The organism is Cellulophaga sp. BC115SP, assembly GCF_009905545.1.
GTDB lineage: Bacteria > Bacteroidota > Bacteroidia > Cytophagales > Spirosomataceae > Flectobacillus > Flectobacillus rivi.
The window spans coordinates 59,863-83,171 of sequence record NZ_JAAALB010000004.1 but is presented as its reverse complement, the minus strand read 5'-3'; the positions used below and the strand labels follow the sequence as shown (position 1 = coordinate 83,171).

At 38.0% G+C, this 23,309-nt stretch carries 20 protein-coding genes; 7 read left to right on the top strand and 13 right to left on the bottom strand.

Annotated features, from left to right (window positions below; genetic code table 11):
* Nucleotides 1–63: 63 nt before the first annotated feature.
* The 9 genes from GVN22_RS04725 to GVN22_RS04685 form a co-directional block, all read right to left on the bottom strand.
* The gene (locus GVN22_RS04725; protein WP_166549904.1) at nt 64–726 is read right to left on the bottom strand and encodes a DUF3267 domain-containing protein; all 663 of its coding nucleotides are present in this window, start codon (nt 724–726) and stop codon (nt 64–66) included.
* 49 nt (nt 727–775) lie between these two features.
* On the bottom strand, nt 776–2,038 hold the full coding sequence (gene ilvA / locus GVN22_RS04720) for a threonine ammonia-lyase (RefSeq protein ID WP_166549903.1): 1,263 nt from the start codon (nt 2,036–2,038) through the stop codon (nt 776–778).
* Between the two features lie 147 nt (nt 2,039–2,185).
* On the bottom strand, nt 2,186–2,338 hold the full coding sequence (locus GVN22_RS04715; protein ID WP_166549902.1) for a hypothetical protein: 153 nt from the start codon (nt 2,336–2,338) through the stop codon (nt 2,186–2,188).
* Between the two features lie 209 nt (nt 2,339–2,547).
* Nucleotides 2,548–3,591 carry a ketol-acid reductoisomerase gene (gene ilvC / locus GVN22_RS04710; protein ID WP_166549901.1) on the bottom strand — a complete coding sequence of 348 codons (1,044 nt, stop codon included), beginning with the start codon at nt 3,589–3,591 and terminating at the stop codon, nt 2,548–2,550.
* Between the two features lie 116 nt (nt 3,592–3,707).
* Complete coding sequence (ilvN, locus tag GVN22_RS04705) at nt 3,708–4,241, bottom strand: acetolactate synthase small subunit (protein ID WP_095161261.1); 534 nt, start codon at nt 4,239–4,241, stop codon at nt 3,708–3,710.
* 179 nt (nt 4,242–4,420) lie between these two features.
* Nucleotides 4,421–6,166 (bottom strand): biosynthetic-type acetolactate synthase large subunit, encoded by a 1,746-nt coding sequence (gene ilvB, locus GVN22_RS04700; protein WP_166549900.1) that lies wholly within the window; start codon nt 6,164–6,166, stop codon nt 4,421–4,423.
* 106 nt (nt 6,167–6,272) lie between these two features.
* Nucleotides 6,273–7,583, bottom strand: coding sequence for a hypothetical protein (locus GVN22_RS04695; protein WP_166549899.1), 1,311 nt, complete (start codon nt 7,581–7,583; stop codon nt 6,273–6,275).
* 415 nt (nt 7,584–7,998) lie between these two features.
* Complete coding sequence (gene ilvD, locus GVN22_RS04690; protein WP_166549898.1) at nt 7,999–9,675, bottom strand: dihydroxy-acid dehydratase; 1,677 nt, start codon at nt 9,673–9,675, stop codon at nt 7,999–8,001.
* Nucleotides 9,676–10,192: 517 nt separating this feature from the next.
* On the bottom strand, nt 10,193–11,716 hold the full coding sequence (locus GVN22_RS04685; protein WP_166549897.1) for a serine hydrolase: 1,524 nt from the start codon (nt 11,714–11,716) through the stop codon (nt 10,193–10,195).
* A gap of 362 nt (nt 11,717–12,078) precedes the next feature.
* Between GVN22_RS04685 and GVN22_RS04680 the strand changes: the two genes are divergently transcribed.
* From GVN22_RS04680 to GVN22_RS04660, 5 genes are all read left to right on the top strand, one after another.
* Nucleotides 12,079–12,609 carry a gluconate 2-dehydrogenase subunit 3 family protein gene (locus tag GVN22_RS04680; RefSeq protein ID WP_166549896.1) on the top strand — a complete coding sequence of 177 codons (531 nt, stop codon included), beginning with the start codon at nt 12,079–12,081 and terminating at the stop codon, nt 12,607–12,609.
* A 43-nt stretch (nt 12,610–12,652) separates the two neighbouring features.
* Entirely contained in the window at nt 12,653–14,374 is a 1,722-nt protein-coding gene (locus GVN22_RS04675; protein WP_166549895.1) for a GMC oxidoreductase, read from the top strand.
* A 416-nt stretch (nt 14,375–14,790) separates the two neighbouring features.
* Entirely contained in the window at nt 14,791–15,396 is a 606-nt protein-coding gene (locus GVN22_RS04670; protein ID WP_166549894.1) for a gluconate 2-dehydrogenase subunit 3 family protein, read from the top strand.
* Nucleotides 15,397–15,563: 167 nt separating this feature from the next.
* Nucleotides 15,564–17,279: a GMC oxidoreductase gene (locus GVN22_RS04665; protein WP_166549893.1), complete on the top strand. Its 1,716-nt coding sequence runs from the start codon at nt 15,564–15,566 to the stop codon at nt 17,277–17,279.
* A gap of 133 nt (nt 17,280–17,412) precedes the next feature.
* On the top strand, nt 17,413–17,772 hold the full coding sequence (locus GVN22_RS04660) for a cupin domain-containing protein (RefSeq protein ID WP_166549892.1): 360 nt from the start codon (nt 17,413–17,415) through the stop codon (nt 17,770–17,772).
* A 232-nt stretch (nt 17,773–18,004) separates the two neighbouring features.
* Here GVN22_RS04660 and GVN22_RS04655 read toward each other — a convergent pair whose 3' ends face one another.
* The 4 genes from GVN22_RS04655 to GVN22_RS04640 all read right to left on the bottom strand — a co-directional run bounded on the left by GVN22_RS04655 (nt 18,005) and on the right by GVN22_RS04640 (nt 20,960).
* On the bottom strand, nt 18,005–18,904 hold the full coding sequence (locus tag GVN22_RS04655; RefSeq protein ID WP_166549891.1) for a hydroxypyruvate isomerase family protein: 900 nt from the start codon (nt 18,902–18,904) through the stop codon (nt 18,005–18,007).
* A gap of 187 nt (nt 18,905–19,091) precedes the next feature.
* On the bottom strand, nt 19,092–19,454 hold the full coding sequence (locus tag GVN22_RS04650; RefSeq protein ID WP_166549890.1) for a TM2 domain-containing protein: 363 nt from the start codon (nt 19,452–19,454) through the stop codon (nt 19,092–19,094).
* Nucleotides 19,451–19,780, bottom strand: coding sequence for a DUF2752 domain-containing protein (locus GVN22_RS04645; protein ID WP_166549889.1), 330 nt, complete (start codon nt 19,778–19,780; stop codon nt 19,451–19,453). Before GVN22_RS04645 ends, GVN22_RS04650 begins: the two co-directional genes overlap by 4 nt.
* A 97-nt stretch (nt 19,781–19,877) precedes the next feature.
* Nucleotides 19,878–20,960: a mechanosensitive ion channel family protein gene (locus GVN22_RS04640; protein ID WP_166549888.1), complete on the bottom strand. Its 1,083-nt coding sequence runs from the start codon at nt 20,958–20,960 to the stop codon at nt 19,878–19,880.
* Between the two features lie 249 nt (nt 20,961–21,209).
* Between GVN22_RS04640 and GVN22_RS04635 the strand changes: the two genes are divergently transcribed.
* The gene (locus tag GVN22_RS04635; RefSeq protein WP_166549887.1) at nt 21,210–21,968 is read left to right on the top strand and encodes a type III pantothenate kinase; all 759 of its coding nucleotides are present in this window, start codon (nt 21,210–21,212) and stop codon (nt 21,966–21,968) included.
* On the top strand, nt 21,919–23,253 hold the full coding sequence (locus GVN22_RS04630; protein WP_166549886.1) for a hypothetical protein: 1,335 nt from the start codon (nt 21,919–21,921) through the stop codon (nt 23,251–23,253). Before GVN22_RS04635 ends, GVN22_RS04630 begins: the two co-directional genes overlap by 50 nt.
* The last annotated feature ends 56 nt before the right edge of the window (nt 23,254–23,309 follow it).

Genomic DNA, 23,309 nt, shown 5'->3' with positions numbered 1-23,309 from the left:
AATAGTTAGGAAAGATATCTATTAAGCCCCATGCTTAAAGCCGATAGCCCAATGCTAACATTTCTATTTTATCGATACTTTTTCATAAAAATATGATTCGCCTTTTCCCTCAATATCATCATAGGTGTATATTTCACGATGTTTGTTGCGAAGAGCGTATTTTACCAGCATAAAATCACCTATGCAGCCCATCGTGTGAAGCGCCAACAATAAGATAGTTGTGAATTGCCAAGCAGGAAAAAGAAAAATAGCCATGATAAGTAAAGGAGTAATAATGGCAAAAGGCATAATGGCTAACCAGATGAGCTCTCTGAGATTTATCGCAAATTTCTGAGCATACGCATACGCCATCATTCCTTTCCAACTCCAACCAAAACCTATCTTTGGTGCGCCTAATATTTTAAATACTGCTCCATGAATAAGCTCATGTACGGGCAACAATAATATAAAAAATAGCAAAACTCCGCCAAACAGTGAACTTAATCCATGCCATTCACCTCGAAATGCCGCTGGAATTATACTTACTAAGCCATAACCAACTAAAGCTCCCAAAAACATCAATAAGATTAAAGGAAGATATTTTGAAAGAGGTTTATTCGTGTTTTCATCTGTTCCTGTACTCATTTCTCTTGCCAAAAACGTACCCATTTCATCAATATGAAAAGCATCTATCAATTCAAACTCAATGTTATTTTGTAATTCTTCGGGTGTTGGGCGTTGAGTCATAAGGTTGAACAAGTTATGATTTTATGATATGAAAAGGTTCCAGATATGATTAAATTAAAAATGTAAACAAATCAGGTTTTTCATTGAGCAGTTGATACTGGATTTTATTTTCTTCCATACGAGTTAGAAGAGGTTCAAAATCCTCTCTGTATTTTAGTTCGATACCTAGCAATACTGGTCCCAACTCACGGTTGGTTTTCTTTTGGTATTCAAAATGGGTAATATCATCGTTTTCGCCTAATACATTATTGAGGAAATTTTTCAAAGCTCCAGCACGTTGCGGAAAACGAATGATAAAGTAATGCTTCAATCCTTCGTAAAGTAAAGAACGCTCTTTTATTTCTTCGGTACGAGTAATATCATTGTTGCCTCCCGACACCAAGCATACTACATTTTTACCTTTTATTTCTTCTTTTAAAAAATCCAAAGCAGCAATCGTTAATGCACCAGCAGGCTCGGCCACAATCGCAGATTCGTTATATAACTCTAAAATAGTGGTACACACCTTTCCTTCAGGAACCTCAATAATATCATCAAGGGTTTGCTTACAGATTTCGAAGGTTTTGTCACCTACACGTTTTACAGCAGCTCCATCCACAAATTTGTCGATCGTTTCCAATTCTACCACATGCCCAGCATTGATACTTGCTTTCATAGATGGTGCCCCTTGTGGCTCAATCCCAATGATTTTGGTATGTGGAGAAAGTTGTTTAAATACCGTAGATGTGCCAGCCGCAACACCACCTCCACCAATAGCCAAAAGGATATAATCTATTTTGACATCGGCATCCTTAAAAATCTCCAAACCAACAGTCCCTTGTCCTGCAATTACGTCCATATCATCGAATGGATGCACATAAGTCGCATTTTGTTCTTCACAATATATTTTGGCTGCATTTGAAGCATCGTCATAGGTGTCGCCAACCAACTGAATATCGATATGCTCACGACCAAACATTTTTACGGATTTAATCTTTTGATTTGGTGTTGTTGTAGGCATAAAAACCGTACCCTTCACCTTCATTTTATGGCAAGCATAAGCCATACCTTGAGCATGATTACCCGCACTTGCACATACAACGCCTTTGTCGAGTGCCTCTTTTGAGAGTTTAGACATTTTGTTGTAAGCTCCACGAATTTTGTAAGAACGCACAATCTGAAGGTCTTCACGCTTTAGGAAAATATTAGCCTCATAACGTTCTGACAAAATAAGGTTTTCCATCAAAGGCGTATGATATGCCACTCCACGGAGGCATTCTGCCGCATCATAGATGCTTTCGAGCGAAGGAAATTGTGCTGTTTGTGTATTCATAAAAATTGTTGATGGTAAAAGATGTTATCGGTTAACAGTATATCCGTAATTAGTATTGGTCAACAGAATCAATTTAATAAATTCTTTTACTCGATAGATTAAATGTTGGTGATAATGAGAAAACAATTCTGAGTGATGAATGGTAAATCATGAATTAGCAGAGAACGAAGCACCTATTTCGAATATCGGATGTTGGATTTCGGAAGTGTAAGTTTCTATATTTTTCTTTATTTCCAAAATCAGAAATCCCAAATCTGAAACGGTTTGCAAACCTTCGTACACACCTTCTTCACAACTCATAATTAAGTGACTGAACAGTATATCTATGGTGTACTTTCTGATTGTATTTCAATAACTTTCTAGCTTTACTAAAACACAAATGAGTGAATAATAGATATAAATCCATTACTCACTCATTTTATTGTCAATTTGAGGTGAGATGATTTGATGATTAAGAGCGAAGTCGCATTTTCTAATCTTCAAAATTCTCCTATTTTCAAATTAAAAAACTAGCTTCTTTCTGGACGAAGGCTACGTACAGCAGCACCAGCTTTCCACATTTCTGAGTCACGAAGCTCTTCTAATTCAGCTTCCAACTTCACGCGGTAGTCAGGTTGAGAGTTCAAAGTGATAGAACGCTCAGCTTCAGCTTGAGTTTTCACAGAGTTGTACAATTGAGCGAATACAGGCTTAGTAGCTTCTTTGAATGGTCTCCACCAGTCCAAAGCACCACGTTGCGCTGTTGTAGAGCAGTTAGCGTACATCCAGTCCATACCGTTTTCAGCTACTAATGGCATCAACGATTGAGTTAATTCTTCAACTGTTTCGTTGAATGCTTCAGATGGAGAGTGACCGTTTTCACGCAATACTTCGTATTGAGCAGCGAAAATACCTTGGATAGCACCCATCAAAGTACCACGTTCACCAGTTAAGTCAGAAGTTACTTCTTTGTAGAAGTCTGTTTCGAACAAATAACCAGAACCTACACCGATAGCCATAGCGATACATTTCTCACGAGCTTTACCAGTAGCGTCTTGGTAAACAGCGAAAGAAGAGTTCAAACCTTTACCTTCTACGAACAAACGACGAAGAGAAGTACCTGAACCTTTAGGAGCTGCCAAGAATACGTCAACATCTGCAGGAGGAACGATACCAGTTTTCTCTTTGTAAGTGATACCGAATCCGTGAGAGAAATACAATGATTTTCCAGCAGTCAAATATTTCTTAACAGTTGGCCACAATTCGATTTGAGCAGCATCTGAAAGCAAGTAGCAAATGATAGTACCTTTTTCTAAAGCTTCTTCGATTTCGAACAAAGTTTCGCCTGGAACCCAACCGTCAGCTACAGCTTTGTCATAAGTTTTACCTTTACGTTGACCAACGATTACGTTCAAGCCGTTATCTTTCATGTTCAAAGCTTGACCAGGACCTTGTACACCGTATCCAATTACAGCGATAGTTTCATTAGCCAATACTTCTCTTGCTTTTTCTAATGGGAACTCCTCACGAGTCACGATATCCTCTACCACTCCGCCAAAATTAATTTGTGCCATGATTTGATTTGTTTTTTGGAATTATGTTTTACTGAAAATTATTTACGAATTATAAACTTTAAGCATTGGATGATTGAAGTTAGAAGATATGATATTCACAACTCAACACTCCTCACTTATACGACTTCCCAGTTGCCTTCAGGAAGGTATTCTACCAAGCCTTTTTCTGTTTTACCAACAGCTACGCGGCCTGATTTTAAGTACTCAAGAATTTCCCAGTTTTTGATATACTCATAAAATTCTGAGATTTCCTGTTCGGTACCATTTTTCTCGATTACTACATAATCAAGTCCCCAATGCACCACTTTTGCATTCCAGTCGAGGTTGATTTCTTTGATATTCAAAGGTGTTCCTCCAAGTGGTGTTGCAATTTTGAAAAGGGCGATTTCGTTAAAAACGATTTCGTGATCAAGGTATCCAAATACCGCTAATACATCGACTACCTTACGGATTTGACGAACGAGTTTTTCAACAGCTTCGCGAGAATCGTGACGGATAACGATAGTAAAACGAGATACACCTACGCGCTCGGTTTCACATACGGTCAACGATTCGATGTTCAAACGTCTACGAGTAAAAATAATCGTAATACGATTGAGTAAACCGATGGTATTGGAAGTAAATATGGATAACGTGTATGTTGTTTTCATGAGTTATTGCTAGTCAAATGTATTGGTTGTGCATCAACGCATTTTAGATTTCCTCAACGTTTCCCCTTTAATAAAGAAGGTTAAAGTACTAAAATACTGAGTGATACCAAAAATGTTCTAAACACTGATAGTTACATTGATGTCATAACCTAGCTTTGAACTTATTTTATCTTTTTAAACTATTCTAAAATCACGTTAGTAACACATGTACCTGCTGGTACCATTGGGAACACGTTTTCTTCTTTTTCACAGATAATTTCCAACAAATAAGGCTTGTCAGAATTAAGCAAAGTATCTAGTGACTCTGAAAGTAGCGCACGATCAGAAACCGTGTGTCCTGCAATACCAAATCCTTTTGCAATCGTGATGAAGTCAGGGTTTTGTAATTCTACGAATGAATAGCGTCTGTCGAAGAATAACTGTTGCCACTGGCGTACCATCCCAAGGAAGTTATTATTAAGAATGATGATTTTTACAGGCAAGCCACTCTGAGCAATTGTTCCTAATTCTTGGAGAGTCATTTGGAAACCGCCATCACCAATGATTGCCACTACTTCACGATCAGGAGCACCAACTTTAGCACCAAAGGCCGCTGGAAGTGCAAAGCCCATTGTTCCTGCACCACCTGAAGTTACACTTGAGAATGGCTTTTTGAAACGATAATAACGATTCGAAATCATTTGGTGCTGACCAACGTCGGTAACCGTCACGGCCTCACCTTTTGTTTTCTCAGAAAGCATTACAACAGCTTCGCCCATTTTGATTTGGTCGCCGTCGTGGAAAATATCTTTCTTTGTGATTTTTTCGTATTCGATAGCATCGTATTTAGCAAACTCTGCGCGCCATTCTGGGAATGAGTTTTGTTTTACTAAAGGAATCAACGCCTTTAATGCTTCTTTAGCATCACCAACAACTGGTGCGTCAGCAAATACGTTTTTATTGATTTCAGCAGGGTCAATTTCGATATGAATTACTTTAGCTTGTTTAGCATAAGTACTCAAATCACCTGTAATACGGTCGTCGAAACGCATACCAATAGCGATAAGCACATCACATTCATTAGTTAATACGTTTGCACCGTAGTTACCGTGCATACCTGGCCAGCCTACATATAAAGGGTGATCAGCATCAACTGCCGACATACCCAACAACGTTGTTGCTACAGGGATACCAGTTTTTTCAATAAATTCTTTTAGTTCATTTTGCGCATCAGCCAACAACACACCGTGACCCGCCAAGATATATGGCTTCTTAGCAGCGTTGATTAATTTAGCAGCGGCTTCAACATGCTCTTGTTTGGGCACAGTACGAGGACGATAACTAATAATATCCACTTCTTTAGGGTAGTGGAAAGGTTTCGTCATTTTATCAGTTTGTGCTGTACGAGTAATATCAATCAATACAGGACCTGGACGACCAGCTTCTGCAATATGAAATGCTTTTGCAATAATTTCAGGAATTTCATCAGCATCTACTACTTGATAATTCCATTTAGTAATAGGCATTGAAATTCCGATGATATCACATTCTTGGAAAGCATCAGTACCTAGCAAATTACCTTTTACTTGCCCCACAATACAAACCATCGGGGTAGAGTCTAGCATGGCATCGGCAATAGGAGTCATGAGGTTGGTAGCTCCAGGCCCAGAAGTCACCATTGCTACTCCTGCACGGTTTGTCATACGAGCGTAACCTTGTGCTGCATGACCTGCTCCTTGCTCATGGCGCACCAGAATGTGCTTGAGTCTATCTTGATAATCATAAAGCGCATCATAAGTAGGCATGATGGCGCCACCCGGATAGCCGAAGATTGTATCAACACCTTGCTCGACTAAAGATTGCATTATGGCCTGTGCGCCCGTAAGAAACTGTTCTGTTTCTTTTGCTTTGGGCTCTGCGGTCATGGTTTGTGTCTGTGCTGCCATGCGATTTTTTAATTAAAATGTTGAACTCCGAAGAGTTGAATGCTAATTCTATGTTTTGTGGTTTTGTTTAATGTTTTTATGAGTAATTGACTTACTTTCGCTAAGCTTATCGATACATACTCAAATGATATTTCTTCATCAACTCTACTTTTTGTCTAAGCAATTCAGAATTGGGGTAAAGCATTTCTTTTACTACTGGAGATTCAAAATTTGAGGCTTTAATACATGCTAATGCATCTTCTAATTTAGAATTCCTTTGATTCGCTAGACTAATAAATTTTACTTGATACATTCCGAAAAGAACTAAAAACATATACAATGGTACTGAAATATATTTCTGAATAATCTTATTGCTCGTTAAATAACCTATATTGTCAATATTAATCACCAATGACAATATAGAAACTATGGTAAAAGGAAAGCTCAATGTACAATATCTAGGAGATAAAGCTTGGGTTATTCCTAGTGAAGCTCTTCCATGTGCTACCATAAATCCAACAGCCATAGCCCAAAAGCCATATAGAAAAATTGGAGCCATATTTAACAGTTTTGCTTTATTATTTTTTAATAAGAGTCCAATGGATATTCCAATTGACACTAATTGAAGAATAGAAAGCAGAATAGCTGTATTACTACTTGTTGTAAAATTATTTGACAAAAAAGCAAAGGCGTAAGGAACTAACTCCATAGGATTGACGGACTTTTCAATGGTCTTACTCGAAAGAGGGTGATATTCATAAAAATAAAGTCCTATATTCAACATAAAGAACAGCATTATCATTGTAGAGTAATACATTTTAGCCTTATAATTTTCATCACTAATAAGCCAAACTAAAAGTATTAAAAATGGCCATATAGCGAACCCTGAAGCATATGAATACATCGATATGTGTGCCCACACAATACTTATGATTACACTTTTCCACGAAATTTTCTTTAAACTAATAAATGAGAATAAACCTGCAATCACTGATAGATAGTAGTTTAAGTCAAAACTTAATACAATATTTTCATATTGCTTAAATGAAAATATCACCAACAATATGAATAAAAAGCCTGCTCCGAATGAGTTTATATTTTTAGGCTTCAAAGATTCATAAGTATATTCTCTTAATGTAAAATAGAAAACAAACAATAAAACCAAATTGAACGAAATCAATGTAAACGAATGCCACCTAGTAATAAATAAAATAATTAAATTGATGATATGTGGATAAGGCATTCTACACTCGTTATGAGGTATCATTAAATCGGACATCGTCAATTTATTCTCATAAAACCTTTCAACAAAATAAGATAAATCCCATTCGTCAGCAGTAGGTATATTTGGAACATTCGCAAAAACATAAAGTAAGAGACCTATAAAACTAATTAAGGCTATGTAAGTGTAATTTTTTAAAACAGAATTTAAAAGCATTAGTTTGATGAGTTAATACAAATAATATTAGTTCAATCTCATCTTATTCTTGAGTGTAGTTTGATCTAATTATTTATCGAACTATGTTTATCACTATACTTTATAAGATTACATTTAAATATTAAAGTAGTGTATAGAATGATTTTGGTGTTACACATACTTTAGGGTCACGAACTAGTATTAAAAATAAATAATCTATGTTGGTGTTTATATGTTAAAACTTATAGTTTTCAAGAATAAAAATAAGCTTGCGAACCAATATTAATTGGTTGGTGTGTATTTAGAATTTATAGAGTGTGTAATATAAACTTGATAATAATTATTTAGCGTGTATTATAAGTATTTGTAAGATAAGACTGATTACCGATAGAAATGACAATCAGTCTTATGGAGATTATTTTTGAATAAATACTATTTACAAATCCGTTACACAACCCTCACTTGCTGAGGCTACGTTTTTCACATATTTGCGTAAAACACCTTGTTTGAATGGTGATTCAGATGGAGCCCAGTCTTTACGGCGTTCTGCCAATTCTTCGTCAGATACGTGTAAGTGAAGAACATTATTAACTGCATCGATCGTAATCAAATCGCCATCTTTTACCAAAGCGATATTGCCACCTACCTGTGCTTCTGGTGTTACGTGGCCTACCACGAATCCGTGTGTACCACCTGAGAAACGACCGTCTGTAATCATGGCTACTTTGTTACCTAAGCCAGCACCCATAATAGCCGATGTTGGTTTCAACATTTCTGGCATACCCGGACCACCTTTAGGACCTTCGTTACGGATTACTACTACTTGTCCTTCTTTGATTTCGCCTTTTGATAAGTATTCAATTACCTCTTCTTCACGCTCACAAACCTTTGCAATACCCTCAAAACGTTCCCCTTCTTTACCTGTGATTTTTGCTACAGCACCGCCTGTTGCTAAGTTACCATACAATACTTGTAAGTGACCTGTTGGTTTGATTGGGCTCGTTAATGGCAAAATGATTTTTTGTGAATCGAAATCCAATTCAGGAACATCAGCCAAGTTTTCAGCAATTGTCTTGCCTGTTACAGTCATACAATCACCATGTAAATATCCTTCTTTCAACAAGTATTTCATCAATGCTGGTACCCCGCCGATTGAAAGCATATCTTCCATGTAATATTTACCAGAAGGCTTCAAATCAGCAATTAATGGAGTACGGTCAGAAATAGCTTGAATATCTTTTAACGTAAATTCAACTTCAGCAGCGCGAGCAATTGCCAAATAGTGCAATACAGCGTTTGTCGAACCACCCATAGCCATTACCATAGTAAGGGCGTTTTCGAAAGCCTTACGAGTCATGATGTCTCTTGGGCAAATATTTTGCTCCAACAAGTTTTTCATTGCTGCTCCAATAGCCAAACACTCAGCTTTTTTACCTTCGTGAGTAGCTGGATATGAAGACGAGTTTGGTAATGTTAAGCCCATCGCTTCCATCGACGATGCCATAGTGTTAGCAGTGTACATACCACCACAAGCACCTGCACCCGGAATAGCGTTACGGATAACTCCTTCATAATCTTCGTCAGATATATTTCCTGCGAATTTTTTACCCAATGCCTCGAATGCCGAGACAATATCTAATTTTTGTCCTTTATACTCACCAGTACGAATTGTACCACCATACACCAACATACCCGGGCGGTTCAAACGAGCCAATGCCATCATAGCCCCTGGCATGTTTTTGTCACAACCAACTACCGCAATCACGCCATCATACCATTGAGCACCTACTACGTTTTCGATCGAATCAGCAATCAAATCACGTGATGGCAATGAGTATGACATCCCGTTGTTACCGTTGGTCATACCATCTGATACACCAATCGTATGGAAAATCAAGCCTACCATGCCATTCTCTTGAACACCTTTTTTCACATGTACCGAAAGACCATTGAGGTGCATATTACATGTGTTTCCTTCATAACCTGTACTAGCAATACCGATTTGTGCTTTTTGCATATCTTCGCTAGTAAGACCAATTCCATAAAGCATGGCTTTGGCTGCAGGGTTGGTTACTTCTTGAGTCAGTGTTTTTGAGAATTTGTTCAGTTCCATAACTTGAAAAGATGCTTTAGACTCTGCCCGACAGGATAGAAAACACGAGTCAGAGGGTTTGTATTATTCTTCTATTTTTTGACTTATTTTAAGTTCGATATTTCTGGACAGCAAAAGACCTTTCTCAGTGTGTGAGAAAGGTCTTTTCAATTATATACATAAAAGCCCGTCTCACACTTCACAGCAGAGAATCACGAGAACGAGAATGATATTTACAAATCCAGAAACTTTCATAAAAAATTAGCGAAATTTCGCTGATGTTTTTGTTAGTACTTTACAAATATACAGAGGTATATTTTTTAAATGCAAGAAAATACCAAATAAAATTTTAGTAATAAATACTTATGCCAATTTTAATTTTGGGAATTTTGATTCATTTTTAGTGAATTAAAACAGTTTTTTTTCAATTTAAAGTATAAAATTCTGTTTCGGTTCTCTCTTTTGAAATAATATTTTTATTGAAAAATTTACATAAAATACATTTAGCGAAATTTCGCTATTGTTTTTTAGTTGTATGTTACTTTTTCAAAAACTGGATAATTCCTGCATTAGGGAAATCAATTTGTACTTGATCAATTGCTCCTTTGAAGTTTGTCAGAAACTGAATTGGCATATTGTCGAGCATATCTTTTCCTAAAAAATAATCATAATGAAAGTGTACTAATTCTATAGTTTGGTTATGATATTTGGCCATAAGCCCTTTGTCAGATTTGTAAATTTGCAAGATTCCATAAGCTGGATGTTCATAAATACCTGCGTAATTATCGAGGTTATGTGACATCGAAGCAAAGAGTACTCGATTGGCATTTTGTTCTTTCGCACGTTTTTCCTCAGCAAAGGTAGCGTCTGCTTTTTCTTGCTTCATACGACTATGCCAATCTATCTCAGGAAGATTAAAAAGCATATCTGTAAGACTGTTTGTGACCACATTAACAAAGTAGTAGTCGGCGGCACTGCTATTGGTTGTAATAAATATGCCAATATTATTATTAGGAAAAAGTGTCATTTGAGAGCGATATCCTTCTATTGAGCCATTGTGCTGAAGGCGTTGAGCTCCTCTGTAAACATTTTGATTCCAGCCCATGCCATAAGTACTAAATCCTAATTCAGGGTATTTGGCTTCGGCAGGATACACAACCGTTAAAGGAGTATGATTTTCTTTTAAATTTTTACTAGAAACAATCTGTTGGTTCTCATATTTACCTTGTTGTAACTGCATCAATAGCCAATGACTCATATCCTCGGCATTAGACTTTACAGCTCCTGCTGGTCCGATGGCATCCACATTACTCCCAAAACCTGCTTCAGCAAGCTGGTCATTTAGTTTACGATATGATTTCGAATAATCCATTGATTTGAATAATTCGGGATATGTCAATACCGTTTGATTCATTTTGAGAGGCTTTAGAAGGCGCTCCTCCACAAATTTTTCCCAAGTCATCCCACTTACTCTTTCAATCAAAACGCCAGCTACCATATACATCAAATTGTTGTATTGATATTGTTCGTAAGGTTTTTTGCTAAGTTTGAGATATTTGAGACTCTTGTAAATCGTCTGACGGTCGAGCGAACTGTACAGCCAAACAAAATCATGGCGCGGCAAACCCGTGCGATGTGAAAGTAAGTCTTTTACCATTACTGTATGCTCTGCATCTACGTCGCTTAGCTCAAAGTCAGGTAAATAATATTTGACGGGTTTGTTCCAATCTACTTTCCCTTCATCTACCAAGATTGCCATAGCTGCGGCGGTAAAAGATTTGCTACAAGAAGCGATCGGAAATAAGGTTTGAGGAGTAACAAACTGTTTGGTTGTCGTATTTTTTTGTCCCAAACCCGCTGTCCACAATACTTGCCCATCTTTGACGATACTGATGGCGCAACCTGGCACTTGCCATTCGGTCATCCAACCATATATCTTTCCTTGCATTTTGGCAAGCATCAAATCGGTTTCGCTGAGTTTGGTTACCTTTTGAGCATGGGTATTATGCCCTAAAAGTAACAATGATAAGCTTGTAAGTGTGAGGATAAAAGTTCTTTTCATGCTTGATTATCAATTAAATTGCGTTGAAAGAGTATATTAAATTTACGAGCTACTCTTTAATTGGGCTAATATTTCAGTCATTATGTCGAATTTTTGACAGGATTAGTAGTAAAAAGTATCGAAATGATACTTTGAACCTATAAGAAAGGAGCTTTTTCTAGAAGAAATTCAATAACTTTGACTATTCGATTAAATTGTCTGTTTTAGAGAAAAAATAGATGTATTTCAAGAGTTTTTGTGCTCATGTTTAGGCTCAAAACTATCCAACAACGCACTTACCAAAGACCAAGAGCAGTTCGAGCGAGAATTGCTCGCATATACAAATCAAACTCAACTATTCAATTCATTAATTCTGTAAAACTATGAACCGTAGAGATGCACTCCAGCATGTAGCAATCCTCTTAGGAGGTGTTATATCTGCTCCAGTGATGGCTGGTGTTATGGGCGAAAAAACCTACACTGGCGAAAGCCTCAAAGTGACTTTGGACCAAGAATCCCTTTTGGCTGAGGTAGCAGACATTATTATTCCTACCACTAATACCCCAGGCGCAAAAGCTGCTGGCGTGGAGAAATTCATTGTGCGTGTAGTAAGAGATTGCTATACCAAGGAGGAACAAAAGGCATTTTATGAAGGATTATCCAAACTGGATGCTGATAGCAAAACCAAATTTGGAAAAGGCTTTGTTGATTTGGATGTAACTCAAAAGAATGAAATGGTAAAGCAAACAACGGTAGACAACAAACCATTTTTCTTGAAAATGAAAGAATTAACTGTAACAGGTTACTTTACTTCAGAAATTGGCGCTACTAAAGCTTTAGAATACTTGCCTATTCCTGGACGTTTTGAGGGTTGTGTACCTCTAAAACCTGGACAAAAAGCTTGGGCTTTGTAAAAAATTACGGTTTATCATTCCCTATTTTAACTTAATCAGAACAATGTCTTACTTAAATATAGATGCTGTAAAAGGCAATACCTACGATGCTATTGTAGTGGGTTCGGGTATTACAGGTGGCTGGGCTGCCAAAGAACTTACTGAAAAAGGCTTGCGCGTATTGATGCTCGAAAAAGGTAAAAACTTAGAGCACGTTACGGGTTACGAAAATGCCATGAAAGACCCTTGGGAATCCAAATACAATGGTCGCCTAACGGTAGAGCAAAAAGAAACTCACCCAAAATTGATGCGTGATTATCCGTACAACGAAATGACCGAAAAATACTGGTTCAACGATGCGGATTCATTGTATAAAGAAGAAAAACGTTTTGACTGGTATCGTCCTAATATCGTAGGGGGTAAATCTATCATGTGGGGACGCCAATCATATCGTTTGAGTGACCTCGACTTTGAGGCAAACCTCAAAGATGGTATTGCTGTAGACTGGCCTATTCGCTACAAAGATGTAGCACCATGGTATTCTTATGTAGAAAAATTTGTAGGCATCTCAGGCGAAAAACTTGGTTTGCCTCAATTGCCAGATAGCGAGTTCTTACCGCCAATGGATATGTATTGTGTGGAGAAAGAGGTAAGAAAACGTATTGAAAAAAACTACCCAGGACGTGTGATGACCATCGGGCGTGTGGCCAACTTATCTAAGGCTGCTCAGGCTCAGTTGGGTGTTGGGCGTACGGGTTGTCAGTATCGCAACAAATGTTCATTGGGCTGTCCTTATGGAGCTTATTTTAGTACACAATCATCTACGCTACCAGCTTGTATGAAAACAGGTCGTTTGACACTTCGCCCTGATTCTATTGTAAGTGAGGTTTTGTATGACGAAAATAAAAAGAAAGCTACAGGCGTAAGAGTTATTGACTCTGTAACTATGCAAACAACTGAATACTTCGCCAAAGTTGTATTCTTGTGCGCATCGGCTTTGGGCACTACTGCTTTGATGTTGAATTCAACATCTAACCGTTTTCAGAATGGTTTGGGCAACGATTCAGGAGAATTAGGGCATAATTTGATGGATCACCACTTCCGTGTAGGTGCATCGGGTACATGGGAAGGCGACGAAGACACATATTACTACGGTCGTCGTGCCAATGGTATCTATGTGCCTCGCTATCGCAATATTGGTAGCGACAAGCGTGATTATTTACGTGGCTTTGGCTATCAAGGCGGTGGCGGTCGTGGTCGTGGAGCATGGGCAAGTAATGTATCAGAATTGAGCTTCGGTACAGATTTCAAAGAACAAGCAAGTGGTATTGGACCATGGTCAATGGGCTTGAGTGGTTTTGGGGAAACGCTTCCATATCACGAAAACCGTATGTATCTTGACAAAAACACGAAAGATAAGTGGGGCATTCCTGTGGTAGTATTCGATGCAGAGTTGAAAGAAAATGAGAAGAAGATGCGTATCGATATGATGAACGATGCCAAAGAAATGCTAGAAACTGCTGGGGTCAAAAACGTAAAAACGTATGATAGAGGTTCATATTTAGGTATGGCTATCCACGAAATGGGAACAGCTCGTATGGGACGTGATCCTAAAACTTCGGTAGTTAATGGCAACAACCAATTGCATGCAATCAAGAACGTATTTGTAACAGACGGTGCTTGTATGACTTCAGCGTCATGTGTAAACCCATCGTTGACTTATATGGCTTTGACAGCTCGTGCGGCTAATTTTGCTGTAAACGAATTGAAGAAGCAAAATTTGTAAAATAAGCAGGTAAAAATGGTCGATTATTGATATTCAATAGCCATATTTTGTATAAAATCCCCAATGCTGTAACAAGCCTTGGGGATTTTTATTTGGCCTTTTTTTTATATTATACCTTTTTGTACTGTAAAAAGTCTTTTCTTAAAGATAAAACACCCCTATTTTACCTCATCATAGGGGATGAAATATGATATTTCCATGGCAATTCCTTGCAAAGTATTGCCGAATATTGGTTATCTTTAAACTCGCAAAAAATAAAACTTTTCAAATAAAGTTTTGTCTTTGGCGTTGAATGGGAAATATAATATCTTTATTTTCTCAAAGAGATACAATGAGTTTTAAAACAATATAATTCATTGGTATGTTGGAAGAACAAAAACTAATTTATAAATACTATATCAAAATCCCGATCTAAAATGAACAGAAGAGACGCACTCTCAAAAGTTGCCTTATTAATTGGAGGGACGCTTTCGGCACCAACCCTTTTGGCAATGAGCAGAGCAGGTGAAGCAAAAAACACTTCTATAGCGCTTGAGTCGTTTAGCCTCAATGATACTCAGCGTAAGATAGTAGCAGAAGTAGCCGAGCATATCATTCCAAGAACTACCACTCCTGGTGCAAAAGATGCAGGAGTACCAGCATTCATTGAAATGATGTTGAATGATTGTTACAAAGCACCAGAGCACAAAAGCTTCTTGGCGGGTGTATCTGATTTAGAAAAGAAAAACTTCTTAGCTCAATCAAAAGACCAACAAATTGCAACATTGAAGCAACTTGAATCAGATACCAAAGAGTTGATGAAACAATACAATGTGAAGCAAGTAAAAGTTGGAGATAACGTTGACAAAGAAAGTATGGATGCCGCTATGGGTGTTCCTTTCTGGCGTTTGATGAAAGAGCTTACTTTAACAGGTTATTATACTTCTGAGCAAGGTTTGAAAGCTTCATTCGTATATGAGCCAATCCCAGGCAAATTTGAAAATACCAAGTTGAAGCCAGGACAAAAAGCTTTTGCTTACTAAGAACAACGCAAGATGGCATTATTAGGCTTTAGGAAAGAAGTCGTAAGTATTAAAAAAATGGAGTAATATTTACGTTTACAGCTTAAAGCATACAGCCTAATGCGGGTAAAATAGATTTCATTTTACCCACTTATTTAATTTCTTTCAATACTTATAGAAGATATAAAATGAATCTTAATATAGATGCAGTAAAAAACCAAACCTTCGACGCAATCGTTGTTGGTTCTGGTATTTCGGGCGGTTGGGCTGCCAAAGAGTTAACAGAAAAAGGTTTGAGAGTAGCAGTACTTGAGCGTGGTCGTGAAATCAAACATATTGAAGGTTACGAAACGGCAATGAAAGATCCTTGGGATTTTGCACACCGTGGTCGTCCTACAAACATGGCTGCTGAAGAGTACTGGGCTGGTATGCGTACTGGTTATACAGCCAACGAAGAGCACCGTTATTTGTTCGAAAACGATAAGCAAAATCCTTATATCGAGAAAAAAGGTGGTTTCGACTGGATTCGTGCCTATCACACAGGTGGTAAATCTTTGTTGTGGGGACGTCAGTCTTACCGTTGGAACAAAGCAGATTTTGAAGCTAACTTAAAAGAAGGCGTTGGGGTTGACTGGCCAATTCGTTATGAAGACCTAGCTCCGTGGTACACGTATGTAGAGAAGTTTGCAGGTATTTCTGGTCAAGCAGAAGGTTTGGATGTATTACCAGATAGCCACTTCTTGCCAGCTATGCAAATGACGGCTCCTGAAACTCACTTCACAAATGCAGTAAAAAGCAAATTGGGACGTCCTGTAACAGTTGGTCGTGTAGCTCACTTGACTAAGCCAGGTCCACAACACACTGCTGTTGGTCGTGGTTCTTGTCAATACCGTAACAAGTGTATGCGTGGTTGTCCTTATGGTGGTTACTTTAGCTCATTATCGGCTACTTTGCCAGCAGCAGCTCGTACAAAACGCTTGGTAATGGTTCATAATGCCATTGTATCTGAAGTAATTTTTGACGATAAAACACAAAAAGCAAAAGGTGTTCGTGTAATTGACCAAAATACAATGGCTGTTACTGAATACTATGCAAAAATCATCTTCTTGAATGCTGGAGCTATTCCTTCTGCTTCAATTTTGATGAACTCAAAATCAAACCGTTTCCCTACTGGTATGGGTAATGAAAGCGATCAATTAGGTCGTAACATCATGGATCACCACTTGGGAGTTGGTGCTAGTGCATCGGTAGAAGGTTTCAATGAAGATTACTTCTTCGGTAACCGTCCAAACGGGTTGTATATTCCACGTTTCCGTAACTGGGGTAAAGACAAGCGTGATTATCTTCGTGGATTTGGCTACCAAGGTGGTGCTAGCCGTGCAGGTTGGGGTCGTGGTGTTGGTATGGATGGTTTCGGTGCTTCATTCAAAGAAGATTTAACTCACCCAGGTTCATGGTCAATTGGATTTGGTGGTTTCGGTGAAATCCTTCCAAACGAAAGCAACCGCTTTACTTTGAGCGACCAAAAAGATAAGTGGGGCTTACCAGTGCTTTCTTTCGAATCTGAATTTGGACAAAACGAATTAAAAATGCGTGAAGATATGATGAACGACGCTGCTGAAATGTTGGAAGCAGCTGGTTTCAAAAATATCAGTACTTACAATAGCCAATCAACTCACATTGGTTTGGGTATTCACGAAATGGGTACTGCTCGTATGGGTCGTGATCCTAAAACGTCGATCTTGAACAAACACAATCAAGTTCACGCTGTGAAAAACGTATTTGTTACAGATGGTGCTGCAATGGTTTCGGCTTCTTGCGTAAACCCATCATTAACTTATATGGCATTGACAGCTCGTGCAGCAGATTTCGCTGTAAGTGAATTGAAAAAGAAAAACTTGTAAGACTTACAAGTTTCTATTCATACTCTTGCAAAAACGCCTCGAAAGAGGCGTTTTTGTTTTAACAAGATTGCCAAAACTTTGAAGCATATATCCAAGGTTTATGGCATTAATTTTATTACTAAAAAATAACAAAATGAGTTACATTCATCAAACCAAACCTTTCGTCGTACCTACTACAGACGGAAAACTTATCGAAGAACATTTCGGAAGAGTAGCCACACAACAAGAAAATATTAGTATTGCTCGTATGATTGCTCCTTCTGGTTGGAGTGAGCCACACCAAAATCCCGCTTTTGACGAGTGGACTTTAGTCAGTAAAGGTAAAAAACTGATCGAAGTTGATGGCGAAGTAATCGAGATTTCGGCAGGGCAAAGTATCTTGATCACAAAGGGAAGTAGAGTCAGATATAGTAATCCTTTCGACGAGGCTTGTGAATACTGGAGTGTATGCCTTCCTGCCTTTTCAATTGATACCGTAAACAGAGAAGAATAATTCGATTTTGGGTTTGTGATTGTCGATTTCGGAAGTGTGAGTACATAACCTTAGATAGGAGTTTTCAATACAAACATGGTTCAGAAAGATAGTATCAAAAAAGGCGTTCGAAAAAATCATTTCGAACGCCTTTTTTGATGAATAATTGGAGAATAAGCCTAATGTTGAAATTCGAGATAACTCATGTTTTAATACAATCACTAAATCACTCAACCACTAATTCACTCAATATCTAGATGTCACAAATCAAGATACCTTCACGCAATGAAGCGATTTTGTCGGTACGAGTTGGGATAAATTCTTGCCCAATAAAGCCTTTGTAGCCAGTATCAACAATAGCTTTCATGATAGCAGGATAGTTCAACTCTTGAGAGTCGTTGATTTCATGACGCCCTGGTACACCACCTGTGTGGTAGTGAGAGATATACTCATTATATTTTTTGATTGTTGCAATTACGTCCCCTTCCATGATTTGCATGTGGTAGATGTCATACAACAATTTGAATTTTTCAGAACCAACCATTTCACAAAGTTCCACGCCCCATTCGGTATGATCACACTGATAATCTCTGTGGTTTACTTTTGAGTTCAACAATTCCATCGAAAGTGTCACATCGTGTTTTTCGGCAGTTTTGATAATTCTTTGAATTACCTTTTTGCAGTTCAACAAACCTTGTGTTTCGCTGATACCATTACGGTTTCCTGAAAAACAAATCAAGTTTTTGATACCTGCTTTTGCTGCTTCTGGAATCAGATAGTCGATATAGTAGTTTGCCAACAGGTCATGATTTTGGGGATCATTAAAGAAATTTGTCAACCCTGTACCTTTTGGCCAGCTTCCCCAACCCATACCTGCTGTAAGATCATATTTTTTCATAATAGACCATTCTTCAGGGCCTGTCAATTCAATCGACTTCATGCCGATTTCTTTAGCAGATTTACACAAATCCTCAAAAGGAACTGACTCATAACACCAACGGCAAGCCGAGTGATTGATGCGTCCTTTGAGAGCCGAACCAATATGGTTGTCGGCAGCTTCGATGCGGTTGTTGAGGGAGGATGTCAGCATGGTAGCAGTAGTCGCCGCTAGGGTTTTTTGTAATACCGAACGACGAGATATTGGGTTTTCCATAAGTACGATAATGAAAATGTTACATGGGATAAATACGAATATATGGATAATATACTCATTCCATGTTTTCCTATGAAATTTACAATATCTTTTTGATAAATGATACCTTGTTGCCGAACACCTCGATTCGTCATCTATAGGTTGAAAAGAGAAATAAGCTACCTAATAGATTTTTACTTGACAGCCATTATCGATTTTGCCAAAGCTTAATCGAGGCTAATATTTCGGCTGCTACTTGACGGTTATATTCCATTGTCATGCTTTTGTGGTTAACCAAATCGACGATTGTACCAATCATACAAAGTCCACCTGTAAAGAAGTAAAGGATACCCATACCAATTCTATCTGTCAAAAAGCGTTGAATACCAGCGAAACCGAAGAATCCCATGATTGTTGTAATAAGTATCAAGGTTGTATCACGACGTTTGTTTTGGTACATTGCCAAAAACTGTTGTTGTTGTGTTTCATCCAAATCTCTGACTAAATTTTGGATAAAAATAGCTTCCTCAGGTTCTAAGTTGGCCATCATAATTACGAAGTTGGGATTCATTTTCTTAAAAGTTTAGATGGATAAAAGTCTTCAGTTTTGTTTGAGCAAACGTTTGAGCAAAATGCTGTTTTACCAAGTTCAAAAATGCGTTTAAGTAGTATTAGCAATGCAAAAGCACCTAGAGGGTGACTTTGCCAAGATAATTGCCATTCACCTCTCAACAAATAAGAAATAGAATGACCTAATCCGCAACCTGGACAATGTTCAAAACCTGCTAAAGCTAAGGGACAAATTGTAAAGTGAGTGCTTTCGGGACGGGAGAATGCCAGCCATAAAAGTCCACTTACCCAGATGATTAGCTCTATTGGTATCTTGCGCTTGTTCATGGATTAAAGTTGTGTGTTTCTTTTTAATCCACGAGCATTTTCTACACCAGACACACGAAATCAGGGTAAATGGATGTTTTTAAGGATGGCAAATAAATTAGTTGATAATTCGGAAAGTAGGATAGGCTAATTGCGCTTGATGTTTTTGGACAATAGATAAAATCTGGTAATTGATTTCTTCTTTTACCTCATTCAAAACAACAATGCTGTTGGTAGCTACATGGTAAGAAACTAAAATATCAAGTGAGTTATCGCCAATAGCGTCAAAACGAGTTTTGCCAGGGTCGCTATGATATATTTTATCGTGTGATTCTACCAAAGTTTGAATATCATTCACAATTGCTTTGACTGCCTCAGTAGGTGTGTCCAAACGTAAACGAAGGGCATAACGAGCACGGCGGTAATTTCTTTGACTGAGGTTTTCTAAGGCTTGTGCTGTAATGAGGCGATTAGGTACTGTTACCAAGCTACCATCACCTGTACGAATGCGGGTACTACGAAAACCAATTTTTTCCACATCACCAGTTACTTTATCGAGCAAAATGGTATCGCCCACCAAAAAAGGTAAGTCTAAGAAAATCGTAAACGAAGCAAATAAGTTTTCTAAAGTCTCACGAGCAGCCAAGGCGATAGCCAAACCCCCAATCCCCAAACCCGTAATCAGTGCTATTACGTCAATTTTGAAAACTATTCCTAGCATCGAGAAAAACGTCATTAAGACCAAGGCAACAATCACTAAATCTTTGGTGAATGGTACAAACTGGTCATCGAGTTTACTTTCTGTAAGCGCAGCTTTTTCTTGAAAAACAATTGCCAGAAATTTTGTGATACGAATAAGTATCCACGAAAACGACATAATAAGCGTAAGCTGAAAGGTTTTCCAAACAAACATCAGGATACCAAATTGTTCAACTGGTGCTAAATGCCAAGCTCTAGGGACTTTGATATGATAAGAAGCAAGCCATATAGCATTAAGAATAAAAAACACTTCAAGCGGCTTCCGAAGTAATTCGATACAGGTGTAGATAGGCACTTTGTCGTGGCGCAAAACTCGATAAAGGACTTTACTCAAGACAATAGAGAAATACCTTTTAATCAATACTCCCAAAAGGCAAATTCCTGTAAACCAGATTAAGTCTATTACAGTATTTTCGAGTATGGATTGAGATAAGAAATTCATAAAAAGTTTGTTTGATAAAGATGTTTTTGGTCATTTGGCTAGCATAAGTACTTTCCTGCTTTTCCAAAGCAGGAGCAAATATAAAGACCAACCAATATTCTTGTTTTAAGATTCTAGAAAATATTAGTTATGAAATAAATCACTCACCTCAATGCCTTTGATTGGTCACAATGTAATAGGAATGCTCATCTTAACATTGTGCCTAATAATCAAAACCCTACCTTTGCTTTATTATTGAAAACAAATCTCATGAATTTAGCGATAGACTTAGGCAATACCTTTGCCAAAACTGGGGTATTTATCGGTGGAAAACTTCAAGAATTACAAAAAGGCTTGGATTATCCTACGTTGTTGGCATACGTGGAAAGTATCAAACCAAAACATATTGTCATCTCTACAGTCAGTTATTCGGAGGAACAATTAAAGGCTGATTTTGGAAAATACGATTCAGAACTAGTATTGTTGCAACCCACAACCTCTGTGCCTATTCAAAAACTTTATGATACACCTCATACTCTTGGTGCTGACCGTGTCGCTGCTGCGATTGGAGCAACGGTGCTGTTTCCACAACAAAATTGTGTGGTAATAGATTTGGGAACTTGCAATACCTATGATTTGGTTGATGCCGAAGCTAATTTTCATGGAGGTATTATTTCACCAGGAATGGCAATGCGTTTTAAAGCAATGCACACTTTTACCCAAAGATTACCGTTAATAGAACCCGAAGGCTTTCCAGAATTAATTGGAAAAAGTACCTCTAAAGCAATGCAAAGTGGTGTAATAAATGGACTTCTTGCAGAAATCAATGGTTTCATCGAACAATACGAGGCACTTTTAACAAAAATTAACGTCATTTTATGCGGGGGAGACGCTACATTTTTTGCAAACCGCATAAAATCACCGAACTTTGTAGAACCAGCTTTAGTGTTGATTGGTCTTAACAGAATATTAGAACATAATGTCGAAATTAAAAACGCTAGCTCACCAGACAAGCTTACACAATCGTAAAGGCCTGCCTGTAATGGCTAAATTAAAAATTGTCTCTCTATTGGTACTGGGTCTAGTACTCCACTCTCAGTGGTCTAGTGCTCAGCAATCCAACTCACCTTATTCGTATTTGGGTATTGGCGAGGCTGTTACAGAAGCCGGTTCTGTAAACTATATGATGGGTGGACTTGGCGTTGCCAATGCCTCTGGCTTATATATCAATAATCTAAACCCTGCCTTGTTGGCTCGCAACCGTTATACGCTTTTTGAAATGGGTGTAAATACGGAAGTAAAAGGTTTGCAAAACTTCTCAAAACGCTCTAATACCACACGTGGTACTATTGGTCCTATCTCGTTGGCATTGCCTGTGAGCTCTCGTTGGACAATGTTGTTGGGCTTGCGTCCATCTACCAATGTGGATTACTCTACTTTTTCAGTAAATAAACTTGACCTATTAGGCAAAGACAGTACAACGATTGCTTACAATGGGAGCGGTGGTTTGAACAAAGCCGTTTGGTCAAATGGTGTTAGATTGAACAAGAATGTTTATGTTGGGCTTGAAACAAGCTATACTTTTGGTGTAATCAACAACGATATTACGACTCAAAACTATAGTGATGGTCAAAACTATCAAATCAAATTGGCTGATCGTACCAACTATTCTGGTTTTATCTTCAAATTGGGAGGTGCATGGCGTCCAAAAATTAGCAAAGAGTATTTCTTGAATATTGCAGCTACAGCTGATTTTTCTCAAACGCTCAAATCTAAGTCTCTTCGTCAGTTCCGTACGTTGGATGCTTCGGGTATCACAGCAATTAATGCCGATACATTGACACAAACTACAGGTCATATCACCTTGCCATCAACTTATCGTTTTGGTATCAGTTTAGAAAAACCAGGCCAGCTGAGCGTATCTCTTGACTACTCAATGACTAAGTGGACAGCTTTCAGAAATGTTGAAGGTAATTCGGAGAAATTGGTAGATGCGTCAACTATCGCATTTGGAGCAGAATATATTCCAGATTTCGAAGCAATCTCTGGTTATTTCAACCATGTAGTATATCGCGTGGGTGCTAGTTATACGCAATCTCCATATACTGTAACAGGAACAGCAGGAGCTAAAGACTATAATTTCTCAGTGGGAGCGTCGTTTCCGATGCGTACGATTTCATACCTAAATGTTGCTTTTGTACATGGTAAAAGAGGTACCTTGGCAACGAATGGCATCGAAGAGGTTTATTCAAAAATTGTAGTTGGATTCTCTTTGGGTGACTTCTCTTGGTTCCGTAAACCAAAAATCGACTAATCTTATTAAGTGAGATAATTTTCTGTGAATTGAGGGAATTATCGAAATACTAATTG